Consider the following 18,424-nt stretch of genomic DNA (forward strand, 5'->3'; position numbering starts at 1 on the left):
GCAGTATGGCCCGCGATGCGCAGAGGACTCGTACACGTACTGGCGTGGCTGCTCGCGACGGGAGCGGCGGTCACGCTGTCGTGGTGGGGTGTGCACACGGTGATGGCCGGGACGGCGTACGACCCGCCGCGCGCCCTGCCGATCACGGACGCCGACACCACCACGCACGGCGCTCAGGCCGTGGGTTCGCCGACACAGCGGCCGTCCCCGTCGAGACGGCCGTCGACCGGCCCGGCCACGCCGTCCTCCCCCGCCCACACCCCCCGGACGCCGGGCCACTCGCCCACCGCCTCCGCACCTGCTTCCGCGTCCGGCCAGGTCAAGTCCTACGACACCGATGGCGGGCGGGCGGTGTTCGAGCTGGGTCCGGCCGGCGCCACGCTGGTCTCGGCGACCCCGGGGGCCGGTTGGTCGATGCAGGTGTGGAAGACCGGGACATGGATCCGGGTGGAGTTCAGCCGGGGCACCGGCCGGGTGTCGGTGATCTGCACCTGGCACGACGGGCCGCCGCATGTGGAGATCGGCACCTACTGACCGCCGCGAGGCCACGGCCCGGTCAGGCGGCGCGGACGACGCGGACCGCGCCGCCATGACGCGAGTTGTACCGATTCGCCACGGGTTGCCGGTCCCTAGCGGAACACCGAGGCGGGTGGGGCCGGGGAGGCCGCCGCCGTGTCGTCCGTCACCGGGAGCGCGCCGCCGGTGAAGTCCGTGAGCGGCTTGCCGTGCTCGACCCGGGCCGGGTGCGGGTCGGAGGCGGCGCGACGGGTGAGTTCGGCGAGCGGGAGCGGGGCGTCGCAGGCCACCAGGATCGCGTTGCCGAAGCGCTTGCCGCGCAGCACGGCGGGGTCGGCGATCAGCGCGAGTTCGGCGAACCGGGCGGCGGCGGTGGCGATCTGGCGGCGCAGATGCGCGAGCGGCGGGCCGTCGGCGAGGTTGGCGGCGTAGACCCCGGACGGCTTCAGGGCCCGGCGGACCTCGTCGAGGAACTCGGTGGAGGTCAGGTGGGCGGGGGTGCGGGCACCGCTGAAGACATCGGCGATGATCAGGTCCGCCCAGCCGTCCGGCACCTTGGCGAGACCCGCGCGGGCGTCCGCCGAGCGGACCCGGATCCGGGCGTTCGGATCCACCGGAAGCTCCCGGCGGACCAGTTGGACCAGGCTCGCGTCCCGCTCGACGACCTGCTGGGTGGAGCGGGGGCGGGTGGCGGCGACGTACCGGGCGAGGGTGAACGCGCCGCCGCCGAGGTGCACGGCGTGCACCGGCTTACCGGGCGGGGCGACCAGGTCGATGACATGGCCGATGCGGCGCTGGTACTCGAAGGAGAGGTGGGCGGGGTCGTCCAGGTCGACGTGCGACTGGGGCGCGCCGTCGATCAGCAGCGTCCACGCCCGGCTGCGGTCGGGGTCGGGGACGAGCTGTGCGAGCCCGCCGTCGACCGCCTCCACGACGGCTTCGGCGACGGCCGACCCGCGCCGCGCCTGCCGTGTGTTCCTGGGCCTGCCCATCCGCCCATTCTCGCAGGCCGTACGGGCTCGCGCCGCATCGGCGACCGGCCGGACCCCACGACCGGCGCGGGCCGGTGCCGACGTGCGGTGGGCGTCGGCGCTCCGTGGCGGGTCGGTGCGGGTGGCGTCTCACGTGCATGCGGGTGGTGTCTCAGGTGCAGCTGTCGGCGGCCTCGATCAGCCGGGCCGCCTCGCCGAGGGCCCGGCGCAGCACGACCGGGTCCGTGGCGAGGTCGGCCTCGCCGGGCGGCAGCAGCCAGTCGGAGCCCTCCACCGGCGGCTCCGGGTTCAGTTCCAGTCCGCGTCCGTCCGTCTCCGTGCAGGTGCTGCCCGGCACGTCCCAGCAGGCGGCCGTGCCGGCCGGGACCAGGAAGCCGAGGGTGGCGCAGCCGCCGTCGTGCAGCACGGGTCCCATCGCGTCGCCGACGCCGCGCCGCAGGATGTCGACCGCCTCGAGGCCCTGCCGGGCCGGCACCGTCACGAGGTCGCAGGCCGCCGCGTCCACCACGGACGACGACGGCGACGTACAAGGATCGTTGCTCTGGCTGGTCTCCATGCCGGCCTCCACCACACAGCCCTGTTGCGGTCCATGGAGTCCAACGCACGAGCGCGTCAACGGCTACGGCACAAGTGCGCCGCAAAGGATGGCACTTCATGGCAGATCGTGGATGAGATATCCGGTTTGTAGCCAAACACAGCGTGGCGGGTCCTTCACAGCAGGTACGTTCATGCCCGCCGGAACCAGGGCGTCACTCGGACAACTCGTCCCGAATCCGTCCCGGATCCGGCATGGTTCGACGGTTCGCACGAGAGGACCCGGCCATGGCGTCGTCAACCGTGACCTCGTCACAGCCCGAACGGCCACCCCGGCCCAACCTCGCCTTCCGGCAATTGCGCGGCAGGCGTTCACCGGCCGAGTTCGCGGCGCTCGTACGGCGTGCCGCGCGCGAGATCGGTGAGCGGGTGAGCTGTGACGCGCGTTACGTCGGCAGGGTCGAGGCGGGCGAGATCCGCTGCCCCAACTACGCCTACGAACGGGTGTTCCTGCACATGTTCCCCGGTCGCACGCTCACCGACCTCGGGTTCGCGCCCCGTTCGACCGTCCGCGGCCGCGCCGCGCGTACGGCGACGGACGCGCCCGGGGCACTCATCGTCATCGGTGAGCGCCAGGGGGCCGGTGAGACGCCGGGGGCGTGCGAACCGTATGACACACCGGGTGTGCACGACCGGCACGACCCGCACGAGCCGTACGCGAAAGACCACCTGAACCACGAGGAGAGCGACGTGCTGCGTCGCGCATTCATGACCGGCGGAGGCGCCACAGTGGCCGCCGCCACGCTGAGCCCGCTGGGGCTCACCACGGACGCCACGGCACCGGTACGGCCCGCCCGCCGGCCCGGCAGCCCCGAGGCGGCCGCGCTGGAGGAGGCCGTCCGCCGGATCCGGCTGCTCGACGACCGGCACGGCGCGGACGGTCTCTACCGGCGCGCGGCGGCTCCGCTGCGCGCCGCCTACGCGCTGCTGGACGCCGGCGCGACCCGGCAGACCACGGCCGAACGACTGCACTCCGGCGCCGGTGAACTCGCCATCTCCGTGGGCTGGCTGGCGCACGACTCCGGTCGCTTCGACGACGCACGCTCGCACTACGCGGAAGCGCTGGCCACGGCCCGGATGACCGGGGACCCGGCGCTGGAGGCGCACGCGTTCTGCAACACCGCGTTCCTGGCGCGGGACGCCGGCCGCCCCCGGGAGGCGGTCCGCGCGGCACAGGCCGCACAGCGCGCCGCCCGCTCCCTGGGTTCCGACCGGCTGATGTCACTGCTCGCGCTGCGCGAGGCGGGCGGCTGGGCGGGGCTCGCCGACCGCACCGGCTGCGAGCAGGCGCTCGTGCGGGCGCAGACCTTCTTCGGGCGGGGCCGCTCGGACGCCGACCCCGAGTGGATGAGCTTCTACGGAGAGGCCGAGCTGGAGGGCCTGGAGGCGCAGTGCTGGTCCACGCTGGGCGACTGGCGGCGCGCGTCCCGGCATGCGCGCCGGGCGGCGCATCTGCAGGATCCGCACTTCACCCGGAACATCGCGTTGTACACCGCGGAACTGGCCGACGACCTCGCCCGCGAGGGTCGGCCCGACGAGGCGGCGGAGGCGGGGCTGCGGGTGCTGACCCTGCTGGACCAGGTCCAGTCGTCCCGGATCCAGTCGATGCTGGCGGGGACGGCACGCGTGTTGCTGCCGCACCGGCGGGCGTCGGGGGTGTCGGACTTCCTGGACCGGCACGCGTCCGCGCCGAGAGCTGCGCGGGCATAGGCGGTCAGAGGGTGGGGGCACCGGTGCGCTTCGGGCTGCGGGTGCGTCGTGACCGGTCGAGCAGTTCCCCGCGCCCCTGGGGAACTGCAGTCGCCGCACGCCCGCGGCGCACCGTGGCCGAGGGGAGCCGAGGGGCTGCCCCACCCCCTGCTACCCCGCCAGGTGCCCCATGTCGTTCCAGCTCTCGATCGCCGGATCGCCGTAGGCCCAGCCGAGGACCGACAGTGACGTCGGGTTGAGGCGGATGCGGGCGGCGAAGTCCAGGGGGAGGCCCAGCCAGCGGGCGCCGATGGAGCGCAGGATGTGGCCGTGGGCGAAGACCAGGACGTCCCGGTCGGCCGACCGCGCCCATGCCACCACCTCGTCGGCACGCGCGGTCACGTCGGCGACGCTCTCGCCCTCGGGCACCCCGTCCCGCCAGATCAGCCACCCCGGCCGCACGGCCTGGATCTCGGCCGGCGTCATGCCCTCATAGGCGCCGTAGTCCCACTCCATGAGCGTGTCCCACGTGGTGGCCCGGTCACCGAAACCGGCCAGTTCGCACGTCTCACGCGCGCGTGCCAGCGGGCTGGTGCGCACCTCCACCCCCGCCAGCCCGTCCAGCGGGGCGCGGTGCAGCCGCTCGCCGAGCAGCTTGGCCCCGCGCCGGCCCTCCTCCAGCAACGGCACGTCGGTCCTGCCCGTGTGCTTGCCGGACAGCGACCATTCCGTCTGTCCGTGCCGGGCCAGCAGGATGCGCGGTGCCATGAGGGACCTTTCCGGGAGCGGGACGCCACACAGACGCCACGGGAACAAGAAGAGAGGACTTCTCCATCATCGCTCACACCCGTTCGGGGCAACCCGGTGGCCGATCTCGGCGTCTTTGTGGGCCGGAGGGCCCGCATGGGCGAGATACGGACGCCGTAAAGTGGCACGGTCGCCCACCGGGGCGCACCACACAGCAGAAGGGGGAGGGCGATCGGATGCCGCCGACCGAGCCACCGGGCACCGAGGAGGTCCCGCGTACCCGGCTGCGCTGGTGGACCGAGCTGCCCCTGATCCTCCTGGTCTACGGCTGCTACTCGGCCGGCCGCCTCCTCGCGCGCGGTGACGTGCACAGCGCCGTCGACCACGGCCTGGCGATCCTGCGCCTCGAGAAGGCCCTGCACCTCAACGCCGAGCACCCGCTCAACCGGCTGTTCACCCGTGCGCCCTGGCTCGGTGTGCCGGCGGACTTCTGGTACGCCTCGCTGCACTACCTGATCACGCCGGCCATCCTGATCTGGCTGTTCCGGGCCCGCGCCGAGCACTACCGGCGGGCCCGCACCTGGCTGATGACCTCCACCTTCATCGGCCTGATCGGCTTCACGCTGATGCCGACCTGCCCGCCCCGGCTGCTCGCCGCCGGGCACGGCTTCGTGGACACCATGGCGCAGTACAGCTCGTACGGCTGGTGGGCCGGGGACGCGAGCGCGCCGCGCGGCATGGGCGGGATGACCAACCAGTACGCGGCGATGCCGAGCCTGCACGTCGGCTGGGCGCTGTGGTGCGGCGTGATGCTGTGGCGCCACGGCGGCACACGCCTCGCGAAGATCCTCGGTGTCGTCTATCCGCTGGGGACCGCGCTCGTGGTCATGGGCACCGCCAATCACTACTTCCTCGACGCGGTCGCCGGTGTCGCCGTGATGGGCGTCGGCTTCCTGCTGGCTCCGCACGTGATGCGGGGCCTGGACCTGCTCCGGTCCCGGCTGTTCCCGCGCCGCACAGCCGTCGCGGGCGCCACGGGGTCCCCGATTGTCAGTGGCGGATGCCAGACTTCCGCGGGTGAGCGAATTCCACGGCAGCGCGAGTCCCGGCTCGACGCCGGGGCCGAACCGGACGCCTCCCCGAGCGACGCGGGCGAAGGGGCTGCGGCACCGGCTCGCTGAGCTGCGCGGTCCCGACGTACCGGCCAAGGCCCTGGACGCGCGCGCCCTCGCGGCGCTCGCCGCGAACCCAGGGTGCGCGCGGCGGGCGATCCTGGACGGCGCCGGGGTGGACAAGGCGCGGCTGGCGAGCGCGCTGGGCGCGCCGTCCGCTTTCGGGCAGTCGCAGTTCGCGCTGACCCGGGGCAACGCGTTCGAGGCGCGGGTGAAGGCCGACGGCGGCGCTGAGCTGCTGCGGCTCGCCCATGCCCGCCTCGACCCGGGTGCCGAGCCACCCGCCGGGGCCGCCGTGCCCGACCTGAGCGCACACGGCCCCGAGGGGCGTACCGCGCGTACGGCACTGGCGCTGCGCGAGGCCGCGGGCGCGGGCGGCTGGACGCTGCTCGACCACCCGATGCTGGCGCTGGACGTCGCCGGCTCGCCCGCCTTCCTGGAGCCGGACGCGGTGGTGGTGCACCCCGACGGCAGCTGGTCGGTGGTGGAGATCAAGTCCTTCCCGATGCTGGACGGTTCGGCGGACCCGGCGAAGGTCGGCGCCGCGGCCCGGCAGGCGGCGGTGTACGTACTGGCCCTGGAGGAGGTCGCCGCGCGGCTCGCCCCGGTCCCGCGCGTCCATCACCGGGTGCTGCTCGTGTGCCCGAGGGACTTCTCGAACCTGGCCGCGGGCTGCGCCGTCGACGTCCGCAAGCAGCGCGCGGTCACCGCCCGGCAGCTGGCCCGGCTCACCCGGATCGAGGAGATCGCGAAGGTGCTGCCCAAGGGCGCGACTTTCGCGCCCGACCGCGGTGCCGAGGAGCTGACGGCCGCCGTGGAGGCGGTCCCGGCGACGTACGCGCCCGAGTGCCTGTCCGCCTGCGAACTGGCCTTCCACTGCCGCGAACGCTCCCGCGAGGCGGGCGCCGTCACCCGTCTCGGCCGGCCCCTGCGGGCGGAGCTGGGCGGTCTGACCACGGTGGAGGACGTCCTCGCGGCGGCCCGCGGCGAGCGGGGCGACCCGGACGACCCGGCGGTCGCGGCCCTGCGCCGGGCGGCGGCCCTGCGCGCGGAGGCCCTGCGGACGGCCGAGGCACGCGCGTGTGCGGACGCGGAGGTGGCGGCACTGTGTCCCTGATCACCACCCTCGCCCGCCTCGAGGCCGTCAGCAGCGGGCGCGCCCAGCCCACCGCGACCGTCCGGCACCGGCATCTGTCCGAGCGTCCGCTGGTGTTCGTGCCGCTCACCACCGCCGGTGAGGCGGGCGCCCCGCTCGGCGCGCTGGTCGGTACCGACCGGGACGCCCCGCGCCTGCTGGTCGTACCGCAGCCGCGCGACCGCGATCTGCGGTTCTCGTTCCTCGCCGACCTGGCCGACACCGTGCTGCCGTACCTCGACTCCCACGCCGAGTCCGTGGAGGCGGCCGAGCGCACCGAGACCGATCCGGAGACCGGCAAGCGGGTCAAGGTCGAGGTGGAGCTGTGCGCGGACGCTCCCCAGCTGATCGTGCCGAGCCGCGCGGGCCTGGACCTCGTACGGCTCCTCGGCCGCTCGATGCGGTTTCGCCGCACGGCCGAGCAGGACCCGGAGGCGCCCCATCCGGCGCCGCCCCGGATCCCGCTGCTCGGCCGCTGGCTGACCCACTACGGCGAGCGGTCCCGGGTCCCCGGCTCCGCCCTGCTGCTGGCACTGACCGATGTGCTGTCCCGGCACTGGGCGACCGGCCAGTCCGGGCTGGAGGACCAGCACCTGGGCGCGCTGCTCGCCTGGATCGACCCCCCGGACGGCACCCGCGGCGACGAGGCCGCGCGCGGCGCCGAGCTGGCCCGGGACGCCGCGGGCCAGCTGCTGTGCCCGCCGGCCGGCCCCGCCACCGACCCGGCGTTCGACAACAAGCTGCTGGCTCCGGCGATCGAGCGCTACGACCGCGCGCGCACCGCGCTGGCCGCGGCCGAGGACGCCCTGGCCGCCGACGACCGGCTGGCCGCGCTCACGGCGGCCGAGCGGGAGGTCCGCGACCTGGTGGAGAGCCGCACCCGGCCCACCTGGGACGCGGTGTGGCGGGGCCTGGACCTGCTGCGGGCGCTGCCGCAGGGGGCGCATGCCGAGGAGCGCTGGACCCGAGACCGCTGGTCCTTCACCGGCCATCGCGACCGGGTGCTGGCGGGCGAGCCTCCGCAGCCGCGCCGGGACGACGCGGTGACGGCGGCGAACAAGCTGGCCGCGCGCGAGCGCGAGCAGGCCCGGCTGGAGGCGCAGGAGGCGCTGGACGACCCGCTGGTGATGGCGGGACGGCGGCTGGCCGGGGAGGCGTTCGCGGGCGAGGTGACCGATGTCGTCCTCGCGTACAGCGAGGGCAAGCGGCCGAGCCCGCGCCCGCTGGTGACGGTCCGCACGGACGACCGGCCGCATCTCGCGGAGCGCGCCCGGGTGTATCGCTCGCTGGGCGGCAAGCCGCAGTCGGCGGAGCTGGTCGGACAGGAGGCCGAGGGCGTGCTGGTCCTTCGCGTCCTGGACAGGATGGGCCGGGGCAGGGAGCCGGAGCCCGGTTCGGTGCCGGAGAAGGGCGACCGGCTCTGCTTCACCCTGTTCGAGCACGAGCAGCGCGGCGGCGCGAAGCTGCCCGATCCGCAGGACACGCCGTGGACGCACGGCGGCCCGCCGGGTGAGCCCGCGCCGGAGGCCCCCGACACCGTGACCGAGGAGGACGTGCTGTGACGACGGTCGACTTCGACCCCGGAGCCGCTGCCGCCCGCGCCACCGACGCGATCCTCCACGACACGCTGCACGGCACCGAGCGAGGAGTGGTCGTGGACTCCCCGCCGGGCGCCGGAAAGTCGACGCTCGTGGTCCGCGCGGCGCTCGAACTGGCCGACGCGGGACGCCCGTTGATGATCGTGGCGCAGACGAACGCCCAGGTGGACGACCTGGTCCTGCGGCTCGCCGAGAAGAACCCGGACCTGCCGGTCGGCCGCCTGCACAGCAGCGACACCGACGCCTACGACAAGGCCCTGGACGACCTGCCGCAGGTCCGCACGTCCGCGAGGGCAGCGGACCTCGGCGGGCTGCCGGTGGTGCTGTCCACGGCGGCGAAGTGGGCGCACGTGAAGGTCGACGAGCCATGGCCGCACGCGATCGTGGACGAGGCGTACCAGATGCGTTCCGACTCCCTGCTGGCCGTGGCGGGCCTGTTCGAGCGGGGGCTGTTCGTCGGCGACCCGGGGCAGCTGGACCCGTTCGCGATCGTCGGCAGCGAGCAGTGGGCGGGCCTGTCGTACGACCCGTCGGCGTCGGCGGTGACCACGTTGTTGGCGCACAACCCGGCCCTGCCGCAGCATCGCCTCCCGGTCTCCTGGCGCCTGCCCGCCTCGGCGGCGCCGCTGGTCTCCCGCGCGTTCTACCCGTACACCCCGTTCCGCAGCGGCACCGGCCACGGCGACCGCCGGCTGGCCTTCGCGGTGCCCTCGGACGGCTCCGGTCCGGACCGGGTGATCGACGAGGCGGCGGAATCCGGCTGGGGCCTGCTGGAGCTGCCCGCCCGGCACACCCCGCGCACGGACCCCGAGGCGGTGCGCGCGGTCGCCGCCGTCGTGCGCCGCCTGCTGGACCGGGGCGGCGCGGCGACCTCGGAGCGGGCACCCGGGACACCGCTGCCGCTGACCGCCGACCGCATCGCGGTCGGCACGGCCCACCGCGACCAGGCCGCCGCGGTCCGGGCGGCGCTCGCCGAGCTGGGCGTCGCGGACGTCACGGTCGACACCGCGAACCGGCTCCAGGGCCGGGAGTACGACGTGACGGTCGTCCTGCACCCGCTCTCCGGCCGCCCCGACGCCACCGCCTTCCATCTGGAGACCGGCCGCCTGTGCGTCCTGGCCTCCCGCCATCGGCACGCCTGCATCGTGGTCTGCCGCGCCGGCGTCGGCGACCTCCTGGACGACTACCCGTCCACGGAACCGGTCCAGCTGGGCACGCTGGTGAAGTTCCCGGACGGCTGGGAGGCGAACCACGCCGTCCTGGCCCAGCTCTCGGAACACAGGGTCGGCTGGCGACCATGACCGGCTCCCCGGCGCCTGACCGACAAGCCCCGAGCCCGACACCGCCCCCTCGCCGGACGGAGTTCGGCACGCCGCCGGAGGCGGCCGACGGAAACAGCCCGGACGGCTGGGAGGCCAACCACGCCGTCCTGGCCCAGCTCTCGGAACACCGGGTCGGCTGGCGACCGTGACCGAGGGGCCCTTGCGGGGACGCGGGACAATGGACGGTGGCCCACCTGAAGGCGGTGCCCAGCGAACCGTACGAGGAGGAGACAGGACATGGCGGAGCCCACGCCGCGTCGTCACGAACCGCGGCTACGCCCCGCGCCGCTGATCTTCGAGCCCGCGGAGGCGGCCGCCGATCCCGAGCACTTCTTCGACCTGGAGTCGATCGAGGATCCGAGGGCGTTGCTGGCCCGGGCCACGGAGCTGACCCAGGCGTTCCGCGCGGCCGCCGACCGGGCGGTGGAGTTCCAGGCCGTCGCGGCGGCCCAGCTCGCCGACCCGCGCCGCTTCGACCGGCTGACCCCGGCGGACATCGCCGAGCAGGCGGAGTGGACCGAGGACTACGCCAAGAAGATGGTCGAGTTCGGGCGGGATCTGATGCGTGGCGACACCGAGGGGCGGACGTCCGCAGACCCTGTGTGATCCGGGCCGCTCGGGCATCCAGTACATGTAATCCCGTCTGGCATATGCCGGGCGGGCAAGATACTCCTCCATGCGTGCCGTTGTCCCGTCTTTCGGCAACTCAGAAGAACGGTCTGCTCACCCGCGGTACATGTTGGTGTCATGAGCAGCGCACCGAACGTCACCCGAGTCACCCGCGCCGGCGTCGCCTGGCTCGCCTCGGCAGGAACGTATCCGCGTCACACGCCGGACCGCCGGGAGGAGCACCGGGACACCCCGGTCGCCCTGCCCTGCGGCACCGCCTTCGACGTGGTGAGCGCGCCGGCGATCTTCGGCCGCCGGATGCTGGACCGGCTCTGGGACGACGGTCCGGGCTCGGGCCCGGTCGCGGTGTTCCGCGGCCGTGTGCTGCTGTTCGCCGCACCGGGCACGGCCCAGCGGCTGCCCTCGCTGCTGGCGTGGGAGGAGTGGGGCTCGAACCGCATGGAGGCCGTGCCGCCGCTGCTGTGCCACGGCACGGGCGACGCGGTGACCGTCCCGGCGCCCGGCGGAGGCGGGGCTGCGGGCACGTCGCGCTGGCTGGTCGCCCCGGACACCCGCCACCCGTGGCTGCCGGGCCCGGAGGTGGTGCTCTGGGCCGCCTTACGCGCGGCCCGTACGGCGGTGCGGATATCGATTTTTCCTCCCGCCGACCAGGATGCTAAGGTCTACGACGTCAGCAGGCGCCGCTAGCTCAGTTGGTTAGAGCAGCTGACTCTTAATCAGCGGGTCCGGGGTTCGAGTCCCTGGCGGCGCACGCGAAGGAAACGGCGGGTCGGTTCGAAAGAATCCGGCCCGCCGTTTTCGTATACGACAGCGCCCGGCGATGCCAGCGATGCCCCGTCCCACGCGCCCAGCCCAGTCGCACGGCCGCGTTCAGCCGTCGTGCGCCCCCGGCGTGATCCGCACCGTCCACGCCCCCGACGCCGTCCTCCCCTCCACCTCCACCTCCACGCCCTCCCCGGGCACGGTGAAGCTCTCGCCGAGGGCGACCGGGGCGTCGGCGAGGGGCGGGTAGACCGAGTTCTCCCAGCAGGCATCGGTGTGCGGATGGGCGTCGACGACCTCCACGGGGCCGCCGCCGGACTCCGCCCCGCTCCTGATCCGGTACACCAGCACCCCCTGCCGGCAGCCGGCCCGGTCGTTCCCCGCCGAGCCGCGCGCCTCGAAGGCCAGGGCGCTGTCGGGCCCGGTGGGCACGATCGCGAGCTTCAGCCCGTGCCCGAGGCCGAAGGCCGGGGCACCCGCCGCACCCCGCACCGGGACCCCCGGACCGGCCTCCAGCGGTTCCAGGGTCAGCCGGGTCGGCTGGGCGCTGCGCACACACGCCACCTGGCGGGGATCCAGCCAGCCCAGCCGCCACTTGTGCCAGGCGAACAGGTCCGGGGAGAGCCCGAACTGGCTGCCCATCAGGTCCCAGTCGCCGACGTAGGTGTCCCAGTCGCCCTTGCCGTCGTCCGGACGGTGGTAGAGGTCGGGCAGGTCGAAGACGTGTCCGGTCTCGTGGGCGAGGACCAGCCGGTCCGGCGGATGCTTCTCGAACACGGTGACGACCCTGCGCACATCCGTGCCGTCCACGTGCATGGGCGTGTCGAGGTTCACGACCTTCGTGGCGTCGGAGTCGACGCCGGGCGCATCCGGGTCGGCGACGAAGTACACGACCCGGTAGCGGGAGAAGTCGACCTCGTGGTCGGCGACCGCGAACGCGTCGCGCAGATAGGCGGCCCGGTCCTCCACGCTCCAGTCCCGCTTCATCGCGTACGCCGTGGACGGCCGGGGCATCCGCAGCCAGTGCTTCAGCGGGTGCGGGCGCAGGGTGAACCTGCCGTAGGAGGCCTGCTCGTAGTAGCGGCTGGTGGCGGGGAAGTGGTCGGCCGTCAACTCGGCGGGGGTGGCGTTCGGGGTGGAGTCCGGGAAGGAGAGGAAGACCAGCACGGCGTCGAACCGGCCGGTCGGGCGGGTGTACTCCGAGTCCCAGGTGTCCACACCCTCGGAGTGGTGGGCATCGGTCCGGTGCAGGGCGCAGGGGGTGATGGAGAACGGCTTGGCCACGGACGGGCCGCCGAGGATCGACGTAGCGGCGAGCGCCGACAGCGTGGTGCACACGGCGGCGGCACTGCGCAGCATGGGCACGGACATGACCTCCGGATGCAGTTCTCTGGACCCTCATCCAGATTGCTGGCATGTGTTGCGCTATGCCCTGTTTATCTGAACCACTAGGGTGAGTGCGCCGTTCGGCGCGCCCGCGCGCTCCGGCGCTCGACACCCCGAAACACTCACGGAACGTCACAACTGGTCGGGGGCCTCAAGAACCCGCCCACGTGCGGGCAGAAACGATCTGTCAGAAACCTTGTCCGATCCGGGACACTGGACAGTGGCTGGAAGGGCCCGGGGCCAGCCTCTATGATCGGCACACTTTCCGGCACGGACAGAGATCGAGTGCACTGCGGGAGCGAGCGGTGAGCGGAACGTCCGAAGGGCCGACGCCCGCGGCAGACCTCGACCGGTCAGCCGTCACAGACAGTGACCATTCCACCTATCATCGTGTCTTCGCGACTGCCCCACTCGCCATGGCCGTCGTGGACCGCGCCGGGCACGTCGCCGCCGCCAACGCGGCCTTCGGCGAGTTGCTCGGCACCGATCCGGACACACTCACCGGCCGAGTCGCCGCCGATCTGGTGGACCTGGCCTCGGACACCCGCAGCTGGCACGCCTACCGCGAGGTCCTGCGCGGTCGGCAGGCCCGGCTGCGCTGCACCCGGCGGCTGAAGCACCCCGAGGGGCACTCGGTGTGGGTGCAGGTCACCATCTCCCCGCTCGGCGACGGGGAACCCGGGGTGCTGCTGTCCGTCGCCGACATCAGCGCCCGCCGCGAACTCCAGGCACGGCTGCGGCACTTGCAGATGCACGACCCGGTGACCCGGCTGCCCAATCGCACGCTGTTCTTCGAGCGGCTGACAGCCGCGCTGGAGGCGGAGTCGTACGAGCAGAGCGGCACCGGCCGGATCGGCCTGTGCTACCTGGACCTCGACGGCTTCAAGGCCGTCAACGACACCCTCGGCCACCGCGTCGGCGACCGGCTGCTCGCGGCCGTCGCCGAGCGCCTGGGCCGGGTGGCGGACGAGGCCGGCTACGCCCGTGCCGTCACCCCGCTGGTGGCCCGGCTCGGCGGCGACGAGTTCGCGCTGCTCGTGGAGGACTCCACCGGCACGGAACAGCTCGCCGAACTGGCCGAGTCGGCGCTCGAGGCCCTGCAGCGGCCCTTCGACCTGGCGGGCCAGCGGCTGTCCGTGTCCGCCTCCATCGGCGTCGTGGAGCGGCACGCGGCGGGCACCACCGCGACGGGTCTGATGCAGGCGGCCGATACGACCCTGTACTGGGCGAAGGCGGACGGCAAGTCGCGCTGGACCCTGTTCGACCCCGAGCGCAACGCGCACCGGATGACCCGTCAGGCCCTTTCGTCCACCCTGCGCCCCGCGATCGAGCGCGGCGAATTCATGCTCGAATACCAGCCGTTGGTCGGCATGGAGGACGGAGCGCTCAGCGGGGTGGAGGCGTTGATCCGCTGGAATCATCCTCAGTTCGGCACACTGACGCCGAATCGGTTCATCGGACTGGCCGAGGAGGACGGGTCGATCGTCCAGCTCGGCCGCTGGGCGCTGGCCACCGCCTGCCGCCAGGCCCGCCGCTGGCAGCTCGACCACCCGGGCGAGCCGCCCATCTTCGTCAGCGTCAACGTGGCCGTGCGGCAGGTGTGGGACTCCGACCTGGTGGCCGATGTGGCGGAGACCCTCGCCGAGACCGGACTCGCCCCGCATCTGCTCCAGTTGGAGCTGACCGAGTCCGCGGTGATGGGCTCGGCCGGCCGGCCCCTCCAGGCGCTGCAGGCGCTCAGCGACATGGGTGTCCGCATCGCCATCGACGACTTCGGCACCGGCTACTCCAACCTCGCCTATCTCAGCCGGCTGCCGGTCTCGACGCTCAAACTCGACGGTTCCTTCGTGCGCGGCTTCCAGTACGAGGGCGACGCGAGGGCGATGGCGCCCAACCCCGCAGACGAGGTCATCGTCGAGGCGATGATCCAGCTCGCCCACCGGCTCGGCATCACCGTCACCGCGGAGTGCGTGGAGACCTCGGCCCAGGCCACCCGCCTGCGCCGGATCGGCTGCGACACCGGCCAGGGCTGGCTGTACTCCCGCCCGGTGTCGCCGGATCGTATCTCCGAACTCCTCGGCGCCCAGACCTACGCGGTCGGCAATCCGTAGGCGTCCGCGATCAACTCGTAGGAGCGCAGGCGCAGTTCGCCGCGGTGGGCGTGGGAGACGAGCATCAGCTCGTCGGCGCCCGTGCGCTTGCGCAGTTCGTCCAGGCCGGCGCGGACCTCGTCGGCGGTGCCGTGCACGATGTTGGACGTCCAGGAGGTGATGAACTCCTCCTCCATGGGGCTGAACTCGTGCTTCTCGGCCTCCGCCGGGTCGGGGAAGAGGCCGGGCCGGCCGGTGCGCAGACGCAGCATGTTCAGGGCCATCGCCCGGGTCTGGCGGCGGGCCTCGCCCGGGTCGTCGGTGGCGAGGGCGGAGACGCCGATGAGGGCGTACGGCGCGTCGAGGACCGCGGAGGGGCGGAAGGTCTGCCGGTACAGGTCCAGGGCCGGGACGGTGTTCTGCGCGGAGAAGTGGTGCGCGAAGGCGAAGGGCAGGCCCAGCAGGCCGGCCAGCCGGGCGCTGAAGCCGGAGGAGCCGAGCAGCCAGAGCGGCGGGCGGTGCGGGGACTGGACACCGCCGGGGCTGGTGGCCTGCACCGGCCCGGGTATGGCGTGGATACGGCCGTACGGATGCCCGTCGGGGAAGTCGTCGTCCAGGAACCGGGTGAGTTCCGCGAGCTGCTGCGGGAAGTCGTCGGCGCCCTCGTCGAGGGTGTCGGTACGGCGCAGGGCGGCGGCCGTGGCCCCGTCCGTGCCCGGCGCCCGGCCAAGACCCAGATCGATCCGCCCCGGCGCCATCGCCTCCAGCGTGCCGAACTGCTCGGCGATCACCAGTGGGGCGTGGTTGGGCAGCATCACGCCACCCGAGCCGAGCCGGATGCGCTCGGTGTGGGCGGCGAGGTGGGCGAGGATCACGGCGGGCGAGGAGGAGGCGACGCCGGGCATCGAGTGGTGCTCGGCGACCCAGTACCGGTGGAAACCGCGCGCCTCGGCGAACCGGGACAGCGCCACGCTGGTGCGCAGCGCGTCGCCAGCGGTACTGCCCGCGCCGACGGTCACCAGGTCCAGTACGGAGAGGGGGACGGGGGCGGTCCCGTGCGTCGTGCCCCGGATCTCGTCTGCCGACACGGTGTGGGCCTCCTGGTTGCGAGCGTGAGCTGTCTGCACGGCACTAACAGGAGGCGGTCTCCGGTTATTCCCGGTGGGCGGTCAGACCTGCACGATGGGCTCCCTCGTGAACAGCGTCCCCAGCACGGGAGCGTTCACCCGCCGGCCGGCGAGCCGCAGCCCCTCCCACACGGACACCTGGTTGGCCGTGAGCACCGGCTTGGACAGCGCCTTCTCCAGCAACGGCAGACACGCCGCCGTGTGCAGCGCGGTGTCCGGCAGCAGGACGGCCTCCGCGTCGCCGGCGTCCGCGGCGCGTGCCAGCGTCAGCACGTCCTCCTCGCCCCAGGTGCCGACCTCCGCGGCCGTGACGATCCCCGAGGAGCGCATCCCGGCCACCTCCAGTCCGCCGGCCCGCAGGAAGTCCGCGAACAGCGCGGCGATGTCGTCCGGGTAGGTCGCCCCGACGGCGACCCGCCGCACCCCGATCTCCCGGGCCGCGCGCACGAAGGCGAACGACGTCGAGGACGCGGGCATCCCGGCCAGCCGGGCGAGCGTGCGCACCTGCTCCTGCGCGCCCTCCCACCCGTGCACGAACCCGCCGCTGGTGCACGCCCACACCACCGTCTCGGCGCCGGCCAGCCACAGCCGCTCCATGCCCGCCCCGAGCCGCTCGGCCGAGCCCATCTCACGCAGCGCGTCCACCCGGTGCGCGTCCTCACCGATGTCGGTGTGGACCAGGTCCAGCCGGACGTCGCTGCCCAGAAGCTGCTCGATACGCGGATAGTCGTCCTCGGCGGAGTGGCCCGGGTAGAGGAATCCGAGAGCGGTCATGTCCAGCCTTCCTGCGTCTCTTCCGGCAGTACGGGGGGCCACGCACGCGCCGCTTCGTCCAGCAGTGCCTGATAGGGCCCCACGGCTCGGGTACCCAGTCGGCGCAGCGCCGCCCACATCGTGACCTGGTTGGCAGACAGCACCGGGATCCGCAGCTCGGCCTCCAGCTGGGGGATCACGTCGTACGTCGGCAGATTGGTGCACGAGATGAAGAGCGCGTCGGCGGTACCGGGGCGGACGGCCTGCCGCGCCATGGTGACGACGTCCCGGTACGGCACCTGCCAGATGTGCCGGGTCAGCCCCATGAACGCGCACCCGGTGACCTGCACTCCGGCCTCGGCGACGAACTCCTCCAGCGCCCGGGTGACCGACACCGTGTACGGCGTGACCAGCGCGACCCGGCGGACGTCCAGCTCGGCGAGGGCCTCCAGCAGCGCCCCGGAGGTCGTCACCGAGGCCGGTGCGCCTGCGAGGCTCATCGCGGCGCACATCGACCGCTCCCCGGCGATCCCGGCGACGAAGCTGCCGGAGGTGCAGGCGTAGCCGATGACCTCGGGCGCCACGGCGGTCAGCGCGCGGACCGCCTCGCCGAGGGTCTCGTGCTCGCTGACCAGCCGGGCCAGGTCCAGGCTCACCTCGACCGGCACGTACGGGGTGCGGGTCAGATGCAGCGACACCTCGTCGGGCACCCAGCGCCACAGCTCCCGGTCGAGGGCGAAGTCAAAAGGGGCGACGACACCCACGCCGCGCTGGGGGCGGGGGCCGCCGAGAAAAGATACGTCCATGGCAGACACCGGCCTCACGGTGAGTGGACGGGTGGGCAACGGATCGCGAGTACGCCCGTGTTGACGAAGGTAGATTCGGGTGCGAGCGTGGTCAATCCGCGCATGAATTGCGCATGATCCGTGCACGTCAGACGCCCGGAGCCGCCCCGTATGACGACCCTCCCCACGCTTCTCGTCCTTGACGCCGAGCCCCCGCCCCGGCTCGGCCGGCTCACCGGCCGCGCCCGGATCATGCACACCGACGCCGCTCGCCTGGCCGAGCGGCTCCCCGGCGCGGACGTCCTGCTGGTCTGGGACTTCACCTCGCACGCGGTGCGTGAGGCCTGGCCGGGCGAGGGGGCACGGCCGCGCTGGGTGCACACGGCGAGCGCGGGCGTGGACCATCTGATGTGCCCGGAGCTCGCCGCGTCCGACACCGTGGTGACCAACGCGCGCGGGATCTTCGACCAGCCGATCGCCGAGTACGTGGCGGCGCTCGTGCTGGCCGTCGCCAAGGACCTGCCGCGGACGCTTCAGCTGCAGCGGGACCGGGTCTGGCGGCACCGGGAGGGCCGGCGGTTGGCGGGCACGCGCGCGTGCGTGGTCGGCTCGGGCCCGATCGGCCGGGCCGTCGTACGGACCCTGAAGGCCCTCGGGGTGACGACGGCGCTGGTCGGGCGGGTGTCGCGGACCGGTGTGCACGGCCCGGCCGACCTGGACCGGCTGATCTCCCGCGCGGACTGGGTGATCGCGGCGGCACCGCTGACGGAGCAGACGCACCACATGTTCGACGCCCACCGGTTCGGCGTGATGCAGCCGTCCGCGTGCTTCGTCAATGTCGGCCGCGGTCAGCTCGTCGACGAGGACGCCCTCGCCCACGCCCTGACCCACCGCTGGATCGCGGGTGCCGCGCTGGACGTCTTCAGCACCGAGCCCCTCCCCGAGGACAGCCCGCTGTGGGGTCTTCCGGGGCTGATCGTCTCCCCGCACATGAGCGGCGACACGGTCGGCTGGCGCGATGAACTGGGCGAGCAGTTCGTGGAGTTGTACGAGCGGTGGGCAGCGGGCAGATCACTGGCGAACGTGGTCGACAAGAAGCGCGGTTACGTGCCCGGTCACTGACCTC

General features: G+C 73.5%; 18 protein-coding genes and 1 tRNA gene. 12 read left to right on the forward strand and 7 right to left on the reverse strand.

What is annotated here, in order from left to right:
* Positions 1-15: 15 nt before the first annotated feature.
* Entirely contained in the window at positions 16-534 is a 519-nt protein-coding gene (locus AQI95_RS30980) for a hypothetical protein (protein WP_067131319.1), read from the forward strand.
* A 95-nt stretch (positions 535-629) separates the two neighbouring features.
* Here the strand turns inward: AQI95_RS30980 and AQI95_RS30985 are convergent, their stop codons facing one another.
* Positions 630-1,508 (reverse strand): spermidine synthase, encoded by an 879-nt coding sequence (locus AQI95_RS30985; RefSeq protein WP_067131322.1) that lies wholly within the window; start codon positions 1,506-1,508, stop codon positions 630-632.
* Positions 1,509-1,659: 151 nt separating this feature from the next.
* Positions 1,660-2,064, reverse strand: a complete 405-nt coding sequence (locus AQI95_RS30990; RefSeq protein ID WP_244188903.1) for a hypothetical protein — start codon at positions 2,062-2,064, stop codon at positions 1,660-1,662.
* Between the two features lie 266 nt (positions 2,065-2,330).
* On the opposite strand from AQI95_RS30990, the gene AQI95_RS30995 reads away from it, so the two are divergent.
* The gene (locus AQI95_RS30995; RefSeq protein ID WP_208614312.1) at positions 2,331-3,812 is read left to right on the forward strand and encodes an NsdA family TPR-like regulatory protein; all 1,482 of its coding nucleotides are present in this window, start codon (positions 2,331-2,333) and stop codon (positions 3,810-3,812) included.
* A 150-nt stretch (positions 3,813-3,962) separates the two neighbouring features.
* Here AQI95_RS30995 and AQI95_RS31000 read toward each other — a convergent pair whose 3' ends face one another.
* Complete coding sequence (locus tag AQI95_RS31000) at positions 3,963-4,559, reverse strand: histidine phosphatase family protein (RefSeq protein WP_067131327.1); 597 nt, start codon at positions 4,557-4,559, stop codon at positions 3,963-3,965.
* 215 nt (positions 4,560-4,774) lie between these two features.
* Here AQI95_RS31000 and AQI95_RS31005 point away from each other — a divergent pair, with 215 nt between their 5' ends.
* From AQI95_RS31005 to AQI95_RS31035, 8 genes are all read left to right on the forward strand, one after another.
* A complete protein-coding gene (locus AQI95_RS31005; RefSeq protein ID WP_067131331.1) occupies positions 4,775-5,719 on the forward strand; it encodes a phosphatase PAP2 family protein in 945 nt (314 codons plus the stop codon).
* Positions 5,700-6,827 carry a hypothetical protein gene (locus AQI95_RS31010; protein ID WP_067131845.1) on the forward strand — a complete coding sequence of 376 codons (1,128 nt, stop codon included), beginning with the start codon at positions 5,700-5,702 and terminating at the stop codon, positions 6,825-6,827. Before AQI95_RS31005 ends, AQI95_RS31010 begins: the two co-directional genes overlap by 20 nt.
* Positions 6,818-8,407, forward strand: a complete 1,590-nt coding sequence (locus tag AQI95_RS31015) for a hypothetical protein (protein ID WP_067131334.1) — start codon at positions 6,818-6,820, stop codon at positions 8,405-8,407. Before AQI95_RS31010 ends, AQI95_RS31015 begins: the two co-directional genes overlap by 10 nt.
* Positions 8,404-9,744, forward strand: a complete 1,341-nt coding sequence (locus AQI95_RS31020; protein WP_067131337.1) for an AAA domain-containing protein — start codon at positions 8,404-8,406, stop codon at positions 9,742-9,744. Before AQI95_RS31015 ends, AQI95_RS31020 begins: the two co-directional genes overlap by 4 nt.
* On the forward strand, positions 9,741-9,914 hold the full coding sequence (locus AQI95_RS47510) for a hypothetical protein (protein ID WP_159056611.1): 174 nt from the start codon (positions 9,741-9,743) through the stop codon (positions 9,912-9,914). The genes AQI95_RS31020 and AQI95_RS47510 overlap by 4 nt, the downstream gene beginning before the upstream one ends.
* A gap of 88 nt (positions 9,915-10,002) precedes the next feature.
* Positions 10,003-10,371: a hypothetical protein gene (locus AQI95_RS31025; RefSeq protein WP_067131341.1), complete on the forward strand. Its 369-nt coding sequence runs from the start codon at positions 10,003-10,005 to the stop codon at positions 10,369-10,371.
* A 141-nt stretch (positions 10,372-10,512) separates the two neighbouring features.
* Entirely contained in the window at positions 10,513-11,082 is a 570-nt protein-coding gene (locus AQI95_RS31030; protein WP_067131344.1) for a hypothetical protein, read from the forward strand.
* Positions 11,073-11,146, forward strand: a tRNA-Lys gene (locus tag AQI95_RS31035). Before AQI95_RS31030 ends, AQI95_RS31035 begins: the two co-directional genes overlap by 10 nt.
* A gap of 119 nt (positions 11,147-11,265) precedes the next feature.
* On the opposite strand, the gene AQI95_RS31040 is transcribed toward AQI95_RS31035, so the two are convergent.
* Positions 11,266-12,528, reverse strand: a complete 1,263-nt coding sequence (locus AQI95_RS31040; protein ID WP_067131347.1) for a M6 family metalloprotease domain-containing protein — start codon at positions 12,526-12,528, stop codon at positions 11,266-11,268.
* Between the two features lie 320 nt (positions 12,529-12,848).
* Between AQI95_RS31040 and AQI95_RS31045 the strand changes: the two genes are divergently transcribed.
* Positions 12,849-14,654, forward strand: a complete 1,806-nt coding sequence (locus AQI95_RS31045) for a putative bifunctional diguanylate cyclase/phosphodiesterase (protein ID WP_067131348.1) — start codon at positions 12,849-12,851, stop codon at positions 14,652-14,654.
* Here AQI95_RS31045 and AQI95_RS31050 read toward each other — a convergent pair.
* From AQI95_RS31050 to AQI95_RS31060, 3 genes are all read right to left on the reverse strand, one after another.
* Entirely contained in the window at positions 14,633-15,721 is a 1,089-nt protein-coding gene (locus AQI95_RS31050) for an LLM class flavin-dependent oxidoreductase (protein ID WP_067131350.1), read from the reverse strand. The genes AQI95_RS31045 and AQI95_RS31050 overlap by 22 nt on opposite strands.
* Positions 15,722-15,802: 81 nt before the next feature.
* On the reverse strand, positions 15,803-16,534 hold the full coding sequence (locus tag AQI95_RS31055) for a maleate cis-trans isomerase family protein (RefSeq protein WP_067131353.1): 732 nt from the start codon (positions 16,532-16,534) through the stop codon (positions 15,803-15,805).
* Entirely contained in the window at positions 16,531-17,319 is a 789-nt protein-coding gene (locus AQI95_RS31060) for a maleate cis-trans isomerase family protein (protein WP_067131355.1), read from the reverse strand. Before AQI95_RS31060 ends, AQI95_RS31055 begins: the two co-directional genes overlap by 4 nt.
* Before the next feature lie 150 nt (positions 17,320-17,469).
* On the opposite strand from AQI95_RS31060, the gene AQI95_RS31065 reads away from it, so the two are divergent.
* Positions 17,470-18,420: a D-2-hydroxyacid dehydrogenase gene (locus tag AQI95_RS31065; RefSeq protein WP_067131358.1), complete on the forward strand. Its 951-nt coding sequence runs from the start codon at positions 17,470-17,472 to the stop codon at positions 18,418-18,420.
* Positions 18,421-18,424: the final 4 nt, after the last annotated feature.

Source organism: Streptomyces yokosukanensis (assembly GCF_001514035.1).
In the GTDB taxonomy this organism is placed as follows: Bacteria; Actinomycetota; Actinomycetes; order Streptomycetales; family Streptomycetaceae; genus Streptomyces; species Streptomyces yokosukanensis.